Source organism: Actinomadura luzonensis (genome assembly GCF_022664455.2).
Classification (GTDB): Bacteria; Actinomycetota; Actinomycetes; order Streptosporangiales; family Streptosporangiaceae; genus Nonomuraea; species Nonomuraea luzonensis.
Genome location: NZ_JAKRKC020000001.1, coordinates 2,221,408 through 2,237,025, shown reverse-complemented (window position 1 = coordinate 2,237,025; position 15,618 = coordinate 2,221,408). Strand labels below are relative to the sequence as shown.

The following is a 15,618-nucleotide window of genomic DNA, read 5'->3' as shown; positions in this document are numbered from 1 at the left end:
ATCCATGTGTGTACCGCGCCCGCCGGGCGCACCATCGACCTGGAGCCCACCCGTGAGCAAGCGTACTTTCCAGCCGAACAACCGTCGCCGCGCGAAGACCCACGGCTTCCGGCTGCGGATGCGCACCCGGGCCGGTCGCGCCATCCTCGCCTCCCGCCGCCGTAAGGGCCGCGAGAAGCTGTCGGCCTGACCGTCCCGCGCCAGAAAATCGGCCCGCCGGTGCATCACGCCGGCGGGCGATAGGCATATACGGTGCTGTCCCGGCAATCCCGCATGCGGCGCGGGGAGGAATTCGAGGCGGCCGTCCGGCGTGGCAAACGCGCGGGACGTCCCACATTGGTGGTGCATCTCCGCGTTTCCGGGGAAGAGCCACCTCTTGTGGGTTTCGTGGTGAGCAAGGCCGTCGGGGGAGCCGTCACCCGGAACAAGGTCAAACGGCGCCTCCGACACCTGATGCGGGAGCGTCTGGACCGGCTGCCGCGAGGTAGCCTGCTTGTGGTACGCGCCAATCCACCGGCCGCGTCCGCGCGATTCGAGCACCTGGCCGCCGAGCTCGACACCGCGCTGGATCGTTTGCTCAGGCGGCGCGAGTCCTCGACGGGTGGACAGAGATGACGGAGCAGGCGCACGAGGTGCCGAGCCTCGCGGCTCGGGTGCTGATCGTCCCGATCCGGTTCTATCGGGCGTTCATCAGCCCGCTGCTCGGTCCACGCTGCCGCTTCTATCCGTCGTGCAGTGCCTACGGACTCGAGGCGATTGCCACGCACGGAGCGTTGCGTGGCATATGGCTGACTGTCCGGCGCATCGGGCGGTGCCACCCATTCCATCCCGGAGGTATAGACCCGGTGCCCCCACGCCCGGTCCGGTCCCACGAAACGCAAGGGAGATAGCTCGGTGGAGCTGTCCTGGCTTAACTGGCTGTACACAGCCGTCGCCCAAGTCATCACCTGGATCCACCAGGCGTACAGTACGGTCCTCGACCCGAACAGCGGCTTGACGTGGGCGCTCACCATCATCACGCTGACGATCTTCATGAGGATCCTGATCTTCCCTCTGTTCCTCAAGCAGATGCGGTCGTCGCGGAAGATGCAGGAGCTGGCGCCGAAGGTCCAGGAGCTCCGCAAGCGTTACAAGAACGACAAGCAGCGCATGAACCAGGAGGTCATGGCGCTGTACCAGGGAGCCGGGGCCAACCCGCTCGGCGGCTGCCTGCCCGTCGTGGCCCAGTTCCCGATCTTCATCTCGATGTTCACCGTGCTCCGGGCGATCGCGGCGGACCAGCCGAAGTTCGGCATGTCGCAGGAGCTGGTCGACAGCGCCAAGCAGGCGCTCATCATCGGCGCCCCGCTGCCCACGACGTTCTTCGAGGCGTCCTCGGTCGCGCAGAAGGTCGTCATCGGCTGCTTCGTCGCGATCAGCTCGCTGACCACGTTCCTGACCGTCCGGCAGAGCGTCACCCGCTCCATGGCGCAGATGCCGGACAACCCCATGGCGCAGCAGCAGAAGATCCTGATGTACATCTCGCCGCTGTTCGCCTTCTTCAGCCTGAACTTCCCCCTCGGCCTCATCCTCTACTGGGTCACCACCAACCTGTGGACGCTGGGCCAGCAGCACTGGTTCTACAGCCGGCACCCGATGCCGCAGTTCGACGCCAAGGGCAACGCGATCCCCGTGCAGTCGAAGCCGGGCCTGATCGCCAAGATCCGCAAGACCACTCCGGAGGAGCAGGCCCCTCCGCCCCCGCCGGAGCCTAAGATCATCAGGCAGCAGCCGAGCCGCCAGCCTCGCAGCAAGCGCACCGGCAGCAAGAAGTCTTGAACACGAAGGAGAGGCCGGCCATGACCGAGGCCGAGGAGAAGAAGGCTCCTGATCTCGCCGCCCTGGAGCAGGAGGGCGAGATCGCTGCCGACTACGTCGAGGGGCTTCTCGACATCGCCGACATCGACGGCGACATCGACATGGACGTCGAGGGCGACCGGGCCCTGGTCTCCGTCGTCGGCCTGAAGGGCAACGAGCTCGTCGGGCCCGCGGGGGAGGTGCTGGAGGCGCTGCAGGAGCTGACCCGGCTCGCCGTCCACCGCCAGACGGGCGAGCGCTCCCGGCTCATGCTCGACGTCGGCGGCTACCGGGAGCGGCGGCGGGCCGAGCTGTCCAAGCTCGGCACCGAGATCGCCAACCAGGTCAAGGACCGCGGCGAGCCGAAGGCGCTGCAGCCGATGACGCCGTTCGAGCGGAAGATCGTCCACGACGCGGTGGCCGCCGTCGGGCTCCGCAGCGAGTCCGAGGGCGAGGAGCCCAACCGGTACGTGGTGGTCCTGCCCGCCTGACCCCCTGCACCACTTGGACCCCTGCACCGCTTGAACCCCTGCACCATCGAACTACCTGAACCACTGCACCGCCTGCACTACCTGAACCACCGGACCACCTGAACCACTGCACCGCCTGCATTCATGCGGCCGCCTGCTCGCCCCTGTGGGGCTCGGCAGGCGGCCGTTCCTTTTCCCCGGGTCCGGCAACCACCCACCGGGGCCGCTGGACCGCTGCGCCCCGGGTCCCGTGGTCTCCGGGTCTTGTGGTCTTCGGGTCTTGTGGTCTTCGGGTCTCGTGGTCTTCGGGTCCCGGCAGTCTCAGCCGCGCCGATTCCAGTGCCCGCGCCTTCAACCGCGGCACCACCCATCTGGATGCCCGCGCCTTCGGCCCTGTGGCTCCCGCGTTCTGCGTGATCGCGGTCGCTCCGCTCTCAGCGCCCGCCTTCTGGACGGCGGCGCTTCAGACCCTGCACCTCTGGTCCCGGGGCCTGCGTGCTTCTGCTGTGCGCGTCTGCCCAGGGGACAGCGATCGATCCACCCAACGCCTACCGCACCCTCGCCGTGCGCCCGCCGGGCCTCCGCCTCCTCGCCACCGTGAATCCTGAACCCACGCACCCGCCGGGGCTACGGCCTTCGCCGTCTCGCACCCCCCTCGCGTCCTCACCCGAGCGCCGTCAGGACCACGTGGCCCACCACCTCGCGTCCTGACCCGTCTCCCTCCCGTGCCCTCGCCCTCGCACGCTCGTCGGGACGGCGCCCGCTCGCCGAGGGGTTCGCCCCCTCCTCTTTGCGCCATGACCCCTCTGCCCGCCGTCTTCCGCCGCGCCCTTCGGGCAGTCTCATACACGCCCGCTGGCCCACCCACCATCCCTTCTACGCCCCGGAGACCCACCAACCAGCCGTTCTCTTTTATCCTGGTACGTGCCGCGAACGACTCCATCCGTCGAGATCGGCACCCGCATCCCCGTCCGGCCGGTGCCTCCGCCGGATCGGCGGCGCGCTCGAAGGTCACCTTGCGGCCAGCCCGCTAGTCTTCCTTTGTGATCGCCTGAATAGCCTTGGTGTGGAGCCGGCGACAGAAGCCGATCTCCCGACAGGACGTTCACGCCCGGCCACGACCCAGCACCGAGAAAGGGCCTCCAACCAGTGAGCGATGAGCTGCCGGCGCCGCCGGACATAGCGCGGGACGTCTTCGCCGGGGAGGCTTGGGATCGTGCCAACGCGTTCGCCGAGCTGCTGGCGGGGCCCGGCGTGGTCCGCGGGCTGCTGGGGCCGCGGGAGATCCCGCGGATCTGGGATCGCCATCTGCTCAACTGCGCGGTCGTCGCCGAGGCCGTGCCGCCGGACGTCGAGCTGGTCGACATCGGCTCGGGTGCCGGGCTGCCGGGCCTCGTGCTCGCGATCGTACGGCCGGACATCCGGGTCACGCTGCTGGAGCCGCTGCTGCGCCGTACCGTGTTCCTGGAGGAGAGCGTCGAGACGCTCAAGCTCGGCAACGTCGAGGTGTTGCGCGGGCGGGCCGAGGAGCTGGCGGGCAAGCGTGTGTTCGACGTGGCCAGTGCCCGCGCCGTCGCGCCGCTCGACCGGCTGCTGACGTGGGCGATGCCGCTGCTGCGCGAGGGCGGCGAGCTCATCGCCATGAAGGGGGAGCGGGCGGCCGGCGAGCTGGCTGAGGCCGAGGCTCAATTGCAGGCCAGCGGAGCCCGAACGGCCGAGCTTGTGACCGTCGGGCGCGGTAAGGTCGAGCCGCCTGCAACACTGGTTCGGGTGGTAGCGGGTCGCGCGCCGGAGCGAGCCAGGCGGCGACGGAGGAGGTGACGGTTGTGCCAGTCGCGTCATGCGGTCTCGGATGGCCGGGCAGCCGTCCAGCTTCGAGTCCAACCGGAGTTGGCTGGCCCGAATTGGGCGTGTCGCGACAGCCAATTCCCGGCACCGGCACCTCATCGGTTGAAAGGATGGCCATCGTGACCCAGACCCCCCTGAACCCCGGTGATTCGCCGTTGGTACGAGAGGCGCTCAGCTCAGTGGTTTCACGTGAAACATCCGCCACCCAGACGGCCGCCCAGCCCGGGGACACGCCCGGCGCGGGAGACGGCGGCTGGCCACGCCCGGCGAAGACGCGGGTGATCGCCGTGGCCAACCAGAAGGGCGGCGTCGGCAAGACCACCACATCGGTGAACATCGCCGCCGCGCTTTCCATGCACGGCCAGCGCGTGCTCGTGGTGGACCTGGACCCGCAGGGCAACGCCTCCACCGCCCTCGCCACCGAGCACCGCGGGGACGTGCCGGACGTGTACCAGGTGCTCGTGGACGACCTGCCGATGGCCGACATCGTCAAGCAGGTGCCCGAGATGCCCAACCTCTACTGCGCACCCGCCACCATCGACCTCGCCGGCGCGGAGATCGAGCTGGTGTCGCTCGTGGCGCGGGAGGCGCGGCTGCGGCGGGCGCTGGCCGCGTTCGACGCCGTCGAGCTGGACTACATCATCATCGACTGCCCGCCGTCGCTCGGCCTGCTGACCGTCAACGCCCTGGTGGCGGCGGACGAGGTCATGATCCCCATCCAGTGCGAGTACTACGCGCTCGAGGGCCTCGGACAGCTCCTCCGCAACGTGGACCTGATCAAGGTTCACCTGAACCCGACGCTGCGGCTGTCGACGATCGTGCTGACGATGTACGACGGGCGTACGCGGCTGGCGTCGCAGGTGGCCGAGGAAGTCCGGGCCCACTTCGGGGACACGGTGCTGAACACGGTGATCCCGCGCAGCGTCCGGCTGTCGGAGGCGCCCAGCTATGGGCAGTCGGTGATGACGTACGACCCGGGCTCCAGCGGGGCGATGGCGTACATGGACGCGGCCCGCGAGATCGCCCACCGCGCCAACGTCGCCTGACACCCTGCGCCGCGTACCCCCCTTCCCGGCATCGGGTGGGGGAGTGGGCCGGAGCAGCCGCCCCGCGACTCGGCGCCGTTTCGTGACGGTGCTGCCCTCGCTTCCGTGGAGATGCGCGCGTGCGGGTCCGCCGGCATAGGCGGGTGGCAATAGGTGGGCGCCGTTGGCGCATGCGGGTGAATCACGCGCGGGTGCTTCTGTGAAGGGCGATCCGGTGCGTCACTCTGGTTCCGTGCGCGGTTGCTGCCTGCATGGCGATGGACTGTGCCCGGACAAGCCCATGCTTGAGCGGGAGTGATGCGGACTCGTGGTGCCGTCTGTGCTCATCACCACGTGAGGTGACGGGTGCGGTCGGGCGGCGGGTTGTTGCGAGGTACTGCTCCTGAGGCCCGGGCGGTGCGGCAGCCGACCGGCTGGCCCTTGCGGCCTGACCGTCATGCTCTTAAGGAGTGGAGTGCATCGTCCCATATGAGCATGGAGATCGTGTCGGGCGGTGCACGGGGAGGGGGAGTCAGGGCTTGGGCAGGTTTGTGGCTGTGTCGGCGTAAATCCAACTCGGCGGTGTGTGGCGAGGAGGCACCGCGCCGGGCTTGCAACGGTAACCTCTCCTGAGGTGACCGGAAATCGGTTGGGTGGATGAGGAGACGCAGTGAGTCAGCAGCGGCGGGGATTGGGCAAGGGGCTCGGGGCGCTCATCCCGACCGGTCCCATCGTTGACGGCCCCGGGACGGTGACTGCCGCGCCGCCGGCCAACGGAACGGCGACGGTGGCGGACGCGGGCCCGAAGCCGATCGCCGGCGCGTACTTCAAGGAGGTCGCGCTCAAGGCGATCGTCCCGAACCCGCGTCAGCCGCGTGAGATCTTCGACCCGGAACGGTTGGAGGAGCTGGCCGCGTCCATCCGTGAAGTGGGGTTGCTCCAGCCGATCGTGGTCCGGCCTGTCGGCGGCGGGCAGTACGAGCTGATCATGGGGGAGCGTCGCTGGCGCGCCTGCCAGGAGGTCGGCCTCGATCCGGTGCCCGCCATCGTCCGCAACACGCAGGACACCGATCTTCTCCGTGACGCCCTTATCGAGAACCTGCAACGCGAGCAGCTCAACGCTCTCGAAGAAGCGGCCGCCTACCAGCAGCTCCTTGACGACTTCCAGGCGACGCACGAGCAGCTGGCAGCCAAGGTGGGTCGCTCGCGCTCACACATCACCAACACCCTCCGGCTGCTGAACCTCCCGCCCGAGGTTCAGCGCAAGGTCGCCGCGGGACAGGTGAGCGCCGGGCACGCCCGCGCGCTGCTGGGGCTCGGATCAGCGGAGGAACAGATCGAGCTCGCCAAGCGCATCGTCGCGGAGTTGCTCTCGGTACGGGCGGTTGAGGAGATCGTCGCCATGGGCAGCGCCAAGGCGGCTCAGGGGCCGACGCGGGAGCGGCGGGTGGCCAAGCCGACCGCGCCTGGTCTCACTCATCTTGCCGATCGGCTCTCCGACCACTTCGAGACGAAGGTAAAGGTTGATCTCGGTCGGAGGAAGGGCCGGATTGTGGTTGAGTTCGCCACGATCGATGATCTGGAGCGGATCATCGGCACGATGGCGCCTGAGGCCGTCCGGGCGATGCGGGAGAGCGAGGAGTAAGGTCGCGTCCTTTCGTCCTTTCGTCGTTTCACGTGAAACACATCGGTGATGGTGGCGGTTGGGGCTGGAGAGCTGGAAGCGGGACTGGGCCGCTGTTCGCAGGTATAAGGCGAACAGTGGCCCAGCGTCGTTTTTGGAGAGTGGGTGCCCTGAGGGGGCTGTGGGCCTGTTTCACGTGAAACAGACCCGCAGTCGTCGTGGGGTGAATCTTCAGCCGGAGGTCGTGCTCATTTGGCGGGGGGTTGGTGGGCGGTCGGTCGTCGGGCGGTGATGGGTCTGAGCGATGGGCGGTCGAGCTGGCGGATTCGGGGTGGGGTGCGGGGCGATGCTCGGACGGTTGAATCGCCGGGTGGCCGGGTGGGCGGTCAGGTGAGGGGTGGAAGGCCACGGCCTGATGTTTCACGTGAAACGGCGGGTGGGCTGGCTAGGCGTTGGCGGCTTTGCGGAGGTCGTCGAGGAAGTCGTCGATCTGTTCCGGGGTGGTGTCGAAGGCGGTCATCCAGCGGACTGAGCCGGCCTCCTCGTTCCAGTAGTGGAAGAGGTAGCGGCGGCGGAGGGCTTCCGTGACGGAGTGCGGGAGCTTGGCGAAGACGGCGTTGGACTCGACGGGGTGAATGAGAGACGTTCCGGGGATGTCCGTGAGGCCGGCTGCCAGGCGGGCGGCCATCTGGTTCGCGTGGTGGGCGTTGCGGTGCCAGAGGTCGTTCGACAGGAGGGCCGTGAGTTGCGCGGAGATGAAGCGCATCTTGGAGGCGAGCTGGAGGGACTGGCGCCGTAGGAACGGGACGGCTTCGGCGAGGGAAGGGTCCAGGACGATCACCGCTTCGGCGGCCAGGGCGCCGTTCTTGGTGCCGCCGAAGCTGAAGACGTCGACGCCGACGTCCGTCGTGATGGATCTGAGGTCGCAGCCGAGGTGGGCGGCGGCGTTGGCGAGGCGGGCGCCGTCCACGTGGAGGCGGAGGCCGGCGGCGTGGGCGGTGTCGGCGAGGGCGGCGATCTCGTCGGGGGAGTAGCAGGTGCCGAGCTCCGTTACCTGGGAGACGGAGACGACTGTCGGCTGTGATTCGTGGGGACTGCCGATGCCGCCCAGTCGTGACTCGATGTCGGACGGGCGGAGCTTGCCGTGCTCGGTGGGGGCCGTCACCAGCTTCACGCCCAGGAGGCGTTCCGTGGCGCCCGCCTCGTGGGTGGCGATGTGGGCGCTGTCGGCGCAGATGATGGCGTCGTACCGGCGGGGGAGGGTGAGGGCGAGGCCCACCATGTTGGCGCCGGCGCCGTTGAGAACGGGGAAGGCCTGGGCATGCGGGCCGAACACCGCCTTGGCCTTCTCCTCGAAGGCGGAGGTCCAGGTATCGTCGCCGTAGGCGGGGGCGTCGCCATGGTTCGCCGTGGCTATTGCTTCGAGGATGTCCGGGTGGACGCCTGCGTGGTTGTCGCTGGCGAAGCTCTTGGGGTACAGCGGATCGATCAGCACACGGTAAGGCTACGACTCGTGGTGTGGTTGCCGTCCTGGCGGTGGTGGGGCGAGGTGCCGGGCTCAGGGCTGGGTTGGGGATGCGGAGCGGCGTGGGCGCTATTCGGCCCGGTGGGTGGGGAAGGGCTGGTCCTTGGCGTGCGCGGCGGGCGATGTGTGGTGGGGAGTGAGTGTTGCTCGGGTGGTGAGGTAGGTCGGCTGCGCCGAGGGTGGGATGGTCGGCGTTCTTGTGCGGCCGTGGAGAGGTGGCCGAGTGGCGGGGCGGGGACGCCGGGCCTGAGGGGGCGGAAGGAGGGGCAGGGCGGGGACGCTCATCCGAGGACATGGCAGGGAGGGCGGGGAGGCTCCGGCCCGAGGGGTGCGGTGCAGGGGGGAGTCCCACGCCTGGAGAGGGGGTTGCGGGGGCTGGGCGCGGGTGGCCACCCTCCTGGGGAGGCGCCAAGGAGGCCCGGGCATGAGGAGCCGTCGGCAGGGCCGAGCAGCAGAGCGCCGTCGGGAAGGCCGAGCAGAGCGCCGTCGGGAAGGCCGAGCAGAGCGCCGTCGGGAAGGCCGAGCAGAGCGCCGTCGGGAAGGCCGAGCAGAGCGCCGTGGGCAGGGCCGAGCATGGAGGCGCCAGAAGGGCCGAGCATGGAGGCGCCAGAAGGGCCGAGCATGGAGGCGCCAGGAGAGCTGGGCAGGGGGAGGCGCCAGGAGGCCGATCAGGGGAGGCGGCAGGAGAGTCGAGCGGGGGAGCGCAGCCAGGAAGGCGGCTGTGGGAGGGCTGCGCGTGAGAGGCCAGAGGTGGGAGGGCTGGGCCCGGGAGGGACAGTGGTGGGAGGGCAGTTGCGGGAGCGCTGACGGTGGGGAGAGCTGGGCGTGCGGAAGGACTGGGCTGGGATGGTGGTGGGGGAGGGTTGGTGGGGGGAGAAGGGGGCTGGTGGTAGGGGTGGGGAGGGGTTAGGGGTGGGAGCGGGTGGCGGCGTTCTGGAGGAGGGTGCGGCAGAGGTCGCCGAGGTCCTGGCCCGCGGCTTCCGCCGCCATCGGGAGCAGGGAGGTCTCCGTCATTCCTGGGGCCACGTTGACCTCCAGGAAGTGCGGGACGTCGTCGGCGTCCACGATGAGGTCGGTGCGGGAGATGTCGCGGAGGCCGAGGGCGGTGTGGGCGGTGACGGCGGTCTCGGCGCAGGCGGCGGCGGCCGCGGGGGAGAGGCGGGCGGGAGCGAAGAACTCGGTGTGCCCGGCGGTGTAGCGGGCCGCGTAGTCGTAGACGCCCTCGTCCGGGACGATCTCCACGGCGGGCAGCGCGACGGGGCCGTGGCCGAGGTCGACGACGGAGACGGCGACCTCGACGCCGTCCACGTAGCGTTCGATCAGCGCGGTGTCGCCGTAGGCGAAGCAGCCGACCATCGCGGCGGGCAGCTCTTCGGCGGTGCGGACGATCGACGCGCCGAGCGCGGAGCCGCCCCGGGCCGGCTTGACGAAGAGGGGGAGGCCGAGGCGTTCGATGATGCGTCCGAGCACGACCGTGGCGCCCAGGTCGTGGAAGGTCTCCTTGGGCAGCGTGACCGACTCCGGCGTACTCAGGCCGACGGAGCGGACGACCGCCTTGGCGGTGGGCTTGTCGAAGGCGACGCGGCAGGCGTCGGGGTCGGCGCCCACGTACGGCACGTCGAGGAGCTCCAGGACGGACCGGATGGCGCCGTCCTCGCCGGCGCCGCCGTGCAGGGTCACGAACACCGCGTCCGGGGGGTCGGCGAGGATCGAGGGCACGAGGGAGGCGTCGGTGTCGCGGGTCTCGACGTCGACGCCGGCGGCGCGCAGCACCTCGCTGACCCGGCGGCCCGAGCGCAGGGACACCTCTCGCTCGTAGGAGAGGCCGCCGGCCAGCACCAGCACGTGGCCCAGATCGCTCATCACTTCTCCTCTGCTGACAGAACGCTGTCCGAGCGTACCGGCGTCGGGGGCGAATGGTGTACGTGAGGTGGTCATCCCGCGGTTCCGCGCCGGGTCCGGCAAGAGGAGAGCGGCCAGGGCGGGCGGTGTGGCCCGCCCCGGGCCGGTGGTGAGCGGTCAGGCCAGGTCGGGGCCCGGGGTGTCGACGCCGTTGTGGTCGCGGACCGAGCCGGTGCCGAACGTGTCGCGGAGCTGCATCTCCTGCTCGATCACCCCCGCGAGCCGCCGCACGCCTTCCCGGATGCGGTCGGGCTCCGGGTAGCAGTACGACAGGCGCATGTGCCGCGCCCCGCTGCCGTCCGAGAAGAACCCGGTGCCGGGGACGAACGCGACCCGCTCGGCCACCGCGCGCGGCAGGATGGCTTTGGAGTCGAGCCCTTCCGGCAGGGTGGCCCAGACGAAGAAGCCGCCGCCGGGCCGGGTCCAGGTGACCTCCGGCGGCATCAGGGAGTCGAGGGCGTCCAGGAGGGCGTCACGTCGCTCGCGGTAGAGCTCGCGGAAGGTCTTGATCTGCTCCCGCCACGGCTGCGTCGCGAGGTACTGCCCCACGGCGAGCTGCGTGAACGACGAGTGCGACAACACGGCCGACTCCATGGCGAGCACGAGCTTGTCGCGGATCGCGTGCGGGGCGAGCGCCCAGCCGACCCTGAAGCCGGGGGCGAGGGTCTTGGAGAACGAGCCGAGGTAGACGACCCCGTCGGGGTTGTCGGCGCGCAGGGCGGGCATGGGCTCGCCGTCGAAGCCGAGCAGCCCGTACGGGTTGTCCTCGATGACCAGCACCCCGGCCCGCTGGCAGATGTCGATCACCTGCTGGCGGCGGGCGATGTTGAGCGTGACGCCGGCCGGGTTCTGGAAGTTGGGGATCGTGTAGAGGAACTTGATGGGCGCGCCGGCGGTCTCCAGAGCGTAGATGGTCTGCGCCAGGGACTCGGGCACGATGCCCTGATCGTCCATGGCGATGTGCACCACTTTGGCCTGGTAGGCGGCGAACGTACCCAGCGCCCCCACGTACGAGGGACCCTCGGCGAGCACCACGTCGCCCGGGTCGATGAAGATGCGGGTGATCAGGTCGAGCGCCTGCTGCGAACCCACGGTGACGACCACGTCGTCCGCCGTGGCCTGGATCCCCTCAAGGCGCATCACGTCGCAGATCTGCTCGCGCAGATGCGGGTCGCCCTGGCCGGAGCCGTACTGCAGCGCGACCGGGCCGCGCCGGGTGACGAGCTCGGAGACCAGCTCGCCGACCATGTCGAGGGGAAGGGCCGTGACGTACGGCATGCCGCCCGCGAGCGAGACCACCTCGGGCCTCGACGCGACGGCGAAAAGAGCTCGGATCTCGGAGGCGACCATCCCGGTAGCTCGCGCGGCGTACCGATCGACGTAGGCGTCGATGCGCGACCCTTGGGTCGGCGCGGGTGTCTGACCGTGATCCTGCTCTTCCGTCACGGCCCACCTCCTAGGTGTCATATCGGGTCGAAATACCAGATTACGCCAGACGGACGGGTCGTACGTGACCGGGCTCGACCGACGTGGTGTCCGCTGGCGTCTTCTTCACTGGGCTACGATGCCACCTGTGGACGCGGTTTTCGCGCGCTTTTCCGGGTCAACGATAGGGGCCGTAGTTGTCGCGCCGGCTGGTCAACATAACCCTGGACAATCTTGAAGATTTGCCGCGGCGTTGCCGGCGGTGCGTGTTCTGGGAGCTCGACCCCATGAGCGGGGAGCGCGCGGTGGACTCGGGCGATCCGGGGTTGGAGAAGGAAGCCTGGATCTCCGCGACGCTGCTGGAGTGGGGGAGCTGCGGCAAGATCGTGTACGTGGACGGCGTGCCGGCCGGGTTCGTGCTCTACAGCCCGCCGCTCTACAGCCCGCGCTCGGTGGCCTTCCCCACCTCGCCCGTCAGCGCGGACGCGGTGCTGCTGATGACGGCGCACATCATCCCCGAGTTCTCGGGCGGCGGCCTCGGGCGCATGCTCATCCAGGGCGTCGCCAAGGACCTGACGCGGCGCGGGGTGAAAGCCATCGAGGCCTTCGGCGACCTCAAGTGGGAAGAGCCTAGTTGCGTCGTTCCGGCCGAATACTTGCTTTCTGTGGGATTTAAGACTGTTCGTCCGCATTTGCGATTTCCGCGGCTGCGGCTCGAACTCAAGAGCGCCGTGTCGTGGCGTGAGGACGTCGAGGTGGCCCTGGAGCGCCTCCTCGGCTCCATGAGCCCGGAGCGGGCCCTGCGTCCCGTCTGAGAGGTGCTGAGGCCCCTCATGGGCGAGCCCCCCGCGGAGGACCGCGAGGGGCTCGGTGCCAGGCGAAGCGCGCCACAAGAGGCGATCAGCCGCGAGAGGCGATCAGCCACGAGAGGCGATCATCACGACCGCCGCAGGACGCGGCCTAGATGATGCCGTCGAGCTCGCGCAGCAGCATGGCCTTCGGCTTGGCGCCGATGATCTGCTTGACGACCTCGCCACCCTTGTAGACGTTCATCGTCGGGATCTGGAGCACACCGTACTGACGCGGAACCTCGGGGTTCTCGTCGATGTTCAGCTTGACGATCTCCAGCTTGTCGCCGTGCTCCTTGGCGATCTCCTCGAGGATGGGCGAGACCTGACGGCACGGGCCGCACCATTCCGCCCAGAAGTCGACGAGCACGGGCTTGTCGCTCTTGAGAACCTCTGCGTCGAAGGTCTTGTCGGTGACTGCCTTCACGGTGCGCTCCTTACTTGTCGTTGTCTGCGAGCCAGCGCTCGGAGTCGAGCGAGGCCGCACAGCCGGTGCCGGCCGCGGTGATGGCCTGACGATAGGTGTGGTCGACGACGTCGCCCGCGGCGAACACGCCGGGGATGTTGGTCGCCGTGCTGGGCGAGGCGACCTTGACGTACCCGTTCTCGTCGAGCTCGATCTGGCCCTTGACCAGATCGGTGCGCGGGTCGTGGCCGATCGCGAGGAACAGCGCGTCGGTGGCCAGCTCGCACTCCTCGCCGGTCTTGACGTTGCGCAGCTTGACGGCCTCGACCTTGGTGTCGCCGAGCACGTCCGTGACCTCGGAGTCCCAGATGAAGCGGATCTTGTCGTTGCCGAACGCCCGCTCCTGCATGATCTTGCTGGCCCGCAGCTCGTCACGCCGGTGGACCACGGTGACCATGCGCCCGAACCGGGTCAGGAACGTGGCCTCCTCCATCGCCGTGTCGCCGCCGCCGACGACCACGATGTCCTTGTTGCGGAAGAAGAAGCCGTCACAGGTGGCGCACCAGGACACGCCGTGGCCGGACAGCCGCTTCTCGTTCTCCAGGCCGAGCTCGCGGTAGCCGGAGCCCATGGCCAGGATGACGGACTTGGCGTAGTAGGTCTCGGTGTGCGTCTTGACGACCTTGGGGGTGGCCTTGAGGTCCACCTCGACGACGTCGTCGGCGACCAGCTCGGCGCCGAACCGCTCGGCCTGCTTGCGCAGGTTGTCCATCAGGTCGGGCCCCATGATCCCGTCCGGGAACCCGGGGAAGTTCTCCACGTCGGTGGTGTTCATGAGCGCGCCGCCGGCGGTGACGGAGCCCTCGAAGACCAGGGGCTTGAGCTCGGCGCGCGCGGAGTAGACGGCCGCGGTGTAGCCGGCAGGCCCGGATCCGATAATGATCACGTTACGAACGTCGCTCAACGCTCCCACGCCTTCCTCGTCTGGCTGTTGCACGGGCGTCAACAGATCCTAGGGCGCACTGATTCCCCGCCCTACCCGCGACGCCGCCGCGAGCCGATTCCGTGCCTCGCCGACCTGCGGACAAGGCCGTTGTGCGTACTTTTCCACAGGGTAATCCCCAGGAAAACGAAAGGGCCCGCCGGAGCGGGCCCTGCCGTCGCGGACGTGAACGGTCTACCAGCGGCCGAGAGCCGGCTTGCGCAGGTTCTTGCAGTTGAACGGGTCGACGATGTCGATGCGGATCCGCTTGGCGGCCCGGTTCTTCCAGGAGGTGACGATGAGCGCCTCCTGCCCGTTGTACTGCCCCTGGTCGACCGCGAAGGCCTCCAGCCCGCTGCGGTCGCCCACCTTGGCCACACACTTGGCCACCGGGTCGCCGCCCGAGCTGTCGCCGCCGATCGGCTGCTGCGCCTGAGCGAAGCCGAAGAACTGCTCCATGGGCTTGCGCAGCTCGTTGTCGCTGTAGTTGTAGCCGCTGTCGGTCAGCTTGTACGCCGGCGCGATCTGCATGCTCTTGGACGGACCGCTGGACGGCAGCGCGATCGGCGCGGACGAGGGCCCTGAGCCGCCGGAGGCGAGCAGGTTGGTCGAGACCACCGCCGTGCCGACCACGGCCGCCGCCGCTGCCGCGGCCACCGCCGGCAGGGCCCACCGGCGCCGCCGGGCCGAGCGCGTGCGCGCGGGGACGATGGTGCCGTCGTCGGAGACCACCCCGAGGCGCACCGGCTCGGGCGCGTCCTCTGGGGCGCCCGGGCGGCCCACCGGCTCGGCCGGCCGCTCCCAGGGGGCGTCCCGCATGAGGTCGTCCCAGTCCGGTGTCTCCATGAGGCCGACGCCGGCGCGCCGAGTCTCCGCCTCGGCCGCCAGGGCCTTGTCGATGCGCAGTGCGACACCCATCGGCATGGCCGGTGTGGGGGTCGCCGCGAGCACCTCGCGAACCGCCGCCAGGTCGGCCAGCAGCTCCCCGCAGGGGTCGCAGACCGCGAGATGCTCGCGGACCTGGCATGCCTCGGCAGCGTTCAGGAGACCCTCGGCCAACTCGGCGAGGGTTTCCAGATCGTAGTGCGTATCACCCGTCACGAAGTTCTGCTCCCTTCGCGGATGAGACGCGATTGAGGTCCGATCGGTTCCGCAGATGCGAAAGAATTGGGGCAAGTTTCGCGCGCCCGCGGGCGCACCGGCTCTTCACGGTGCCGCTCGGCACGTCCAGCACCTGAGCTGCGTCTTCGACCGAATAGCCCATCATGTCGACGAGCACCAGGGCCGCGCGCTGGTCGGCGGGCAGCAGTTTCAGCGCGGCCGAAACCTCCAGGGAGACCTCTCGCTCCACGGTGTGGTCGGGCAGCGGCGTCTCGCGCTCGGCCGCCTCGATGAGCTCGTCGTCGGCGACCGGCCGGACGGACTTGCGCCGCATGCGGTCGAGACAGGCGTTGACCACGATGCGGTGCAGCCAGGTGGTGACGGCCGCCTCGCCGCGGAACGTGCCGGCCTTGCGGTAGGCGGAGACGAAGGCGTCCTGCACGGCGTCGGCGGCCTCGTCAGGGTCACCGAGCGTGCGCAGGGCGACCGCCCACATGCGGTCGCGGTGCCGTTTGACGATCTCGCTGAAGGCGTGAGGATCCCCGTTGATGTGCGCGGTCAGCAGCTCGGCGTCCGTGACCGCGGGCCGATCCGCTGCTGAAGGTGTCTCGGGTGGGGAGTTCACA

The 15,618-nt window shown here is 69.5% G+C and carries 16 protein-coding genes; 9 read left to right on the top strand and 7 right to left on the bottom strand.

Going from position 1 to position 15,618, the window contains the following annotated elements:
- The first annotated feature begins 52 nt into the window (after positions 1–52).
- The 8 genes from rpmH (at position 53) to MF672_RS10555 (ending at position 6,824) form a co-directional block, all read left to right on the top strand.
- Complete coding sequence (rpmH, locus tag MF672_RS10590; protein ID WP_020547366.1) at positions 53–190, top strand: 50S ribosomal protein L34; 138 nt, start codon at positions 53–55, stop codon at positions 188–190.
- A gap of 83 nt (positions 191–273) precedes the next feature.
- Positions 274–615, top strand: a complete 342-nt coding sequence (gene rnpA, locus MF672_RS10585) for a ribonuclease P protein component (RefSeq protein WP_407654765.1) — start codon at positions 274–276, stop codon at positions 613–615.
- Positions 612–890, top strand: a complete 279-nt coding sequence (yidD, locus tag MF672_RS10580) for a membrane protein insertion efficiency factor YidD (protein WP_407654719.1) — start codon at positions 612–614, stop codon at positions 888–890. The genes rnpA and yidD overlap by 4 nt, the downstream gene beginning before the upstream one ends.
- Before the next feature lie 4 nt (positions 891–894).
- Complete coding sequence (gene yidC / locus MF672_RS10575; protein ID WP_242374607.1) at positions 895–1,818, top strand: membrane protein insertase YidC; 924 nt, start codon at positions 895–897, stop codon at positions 1,816–1,818.
- Between the two features lie 20 nt (positions 1,819–1,838).
- Positions 1,839–2,327 (top strand): Jag family protein, encoded by a 489-nt coding sequence (locus MF672_RS10570; RefSeq protein ID WP_242374606.1) that lies wholly within the window; start codon positions 1,839–1,841, stop codon positions 2,325–2,327.
- Positions 2,328–3,455: 1,128 nt separating this feature from the next.
- Complete coding sequence (gene rsmG / locus MF672_RS10565) at positions 3,456–4,127, top strand: 16S rRNA (guanine(527)-N(7))-methyltransferase RsmG (protein ID WP_242374605.1); 672 nt, start codon at positions 3,456–3,458, stop codon at positions 4,125–4,127.
- 137 nt (positions 4,128–4,264) lie between these two features.
- Positions 4,265–5,200 (top strand): ParA family protein, encoded by a 936-nt coding sequence (locus MF672_RS10560; RefSeq protein ID WP_242374604.1) that lies wholly within the window; start codon positions 4,265–4,267, stop codon positions 5,198–5,200.
- Positions 5,201–5,849: 649 nt separating this feature from the next.
- On the top strand, positions 5,850–6,824 hold the full coding sequence (locus tag MF672_RS10555) for a ParB/RepB/Spo0J family partition protein (protein ID WP_242374602.1): 975 nt from the start codon (positions 5,850–5,852) through the stop codon (positions 6,822–6,824).
- 424 nt (positions 6,825–7,248) lie between these two features.
- On the opposite strand, the gene MF672_RS10550 is transcribed toward MF672_RS10555, so the two are convergent.
- From MF672_RS10550 to MF672_RS10540, 3 genes are all read right to left on the bottom strand, one after another.
- Positions 7,249–8,298 carry a threonine aldolase family protein gene (locus MF672_RS10550; RefSeq protein ID WP_242374600.1) on the bottom strand — a complete coding sequence of 350 codons (1,050 nt, stop codon included), beginning with the start codon at positions 8,296–8,298 and terminating at the stop codon, positions 7,249–7,251.
- Positions 8,299–9,234: 936 nt separating this feature from the next.
- Positions 9,235–10,191 (bottom strand): D-alanine--D-alanine ligase family protein, encoded by a 957-nt coding sequence (locus tag MF672_RS10545; RefSeq protein ID WP_242374598.1) that lies wholly within the window; start codon positions 10,189–10,191, stop codon positions 9,235–9,237.
- A gap of 156 nt (positions 10,192–10,347) precedes the next feature.
- A complete protein-coding gene (locus MF672_RS10540) occupies positions 10,348–11,697 on the bottom strand; it encodes an aminotransferase-like domain-containing protein (RefSeq protein WP_407654718.1) in 1,350 nt (449 codons plus the stop codon).
- Between the two features lie 155 nt (positions 11,698–11,852).
- Between MF672_RS10540 and MF672_RS10535 the strand changes: the two genes are divergently transcribed.
- Positions 11,853–12,470: a GNAT family N-acetyltransferase gene (locus MF672_RS10535; RefSeq protein ID WP_242374596.1), complete on the top strand. Its 618-nt coding sequence runs from the start codon at positions 11,853–11,855 to the stop codon at positions 12,468–12,470.
- A gap of 145 nt (positions 12,471–12,615) precedes the next feature.
- Here MF672_RS10535 and trxA read toward each other — a convergent pair whose 3' ends face one another.
- The 4 genes from trxA to sigM form a co-directional block, all read right to left on the bottom strand.
- A complete protein-coding gene (trxA, locus tag MF672_RS10530; protein ID WP_242374595.1) occupies positions 12,616–12,930 on the bottom strand; it encodes a thioredoxin in 315 nt (104 codons plus the stop codon).
- Positions 12,931–12,940: 10 nt separating this feature from the next.
- Complete coding sequence (trxB, locus tag MF672_RS10525; protein WP_242374594.1) at positions 12,941–13,873, bottom strand: thioredoxin-disulfide reductase; 933 nt, start codon at positions 13,871–13,873, stop codon at positions 12,941–12,943.
- Between the two features lie 213 nt (positions 13,874–14,086).
- Positions 14,087–14,992, bottom strand: coding sequence for an anti-sigma factor family protein (locus MF672_RS10520; protein WP_242374593.1), 906 nt, complete (start codon positions 14,990–14,992; stop codon positions 14,087–14,089).
- Entirely contained in the window at positions 14,982–15,617 is a 636-nt protein-coding gene (sigM, locus tag MF672_RS10515) for an RNA polymerase sigma factor SigM (protein WP_242374592.1), read from the bottom strand. Before sigM ends, MF672_RS10520 begins: the two co-directional genes overlap by 11 nt.
- Position 15,618 lies beyond the last annotated feature (1 nt).

Bases quoted from the DNA above. Each gene is read 5' to 3' on its own strand.
- rnpA (WP_407654765.1), top strand. From the start codon at position 274: ATGCGGCGCGGGGAGGAATTCGAGGCGGCCGTCCGGCGTGGCAAACGC.
- yidD (WP_407654719.1), top strand. From the start codon at position 612: ATGACGGAGCAGGCGCACGAGGTGCCGAGCCTCGCGGCTCGGGTGCTG.
- MF672_RS10570 (WP_242374606.1), top strand. From the start codon at position 1,839: ATGACCGAGGCCGAGGAGAAGAAGGCTCCTGATCTCGCCGCCCTGGAG.
- MF672_RS10560 (WP_242374604.1), top strand. From the start codon at position 4,265: ATGGCCATCGTGACCCAGACCCCCCTGAACCCCGGTGATTCGCCGTTG.
- MF672_RS10545 (WP_242374598.1), bottom strand. From the start codon at position 10,191: ATGAGCGATCTGGGCCACGTGCTGGTGCTGGCCGGCGGCCTCTCCTAC.
- MF672_RS10540 (WP_407654718.1), bottom strand. From the start codon at position 11,697: ATGACACCTAGGAGGTGGGCCGTGACGGAAGAGCAGGATCACGGTCAG.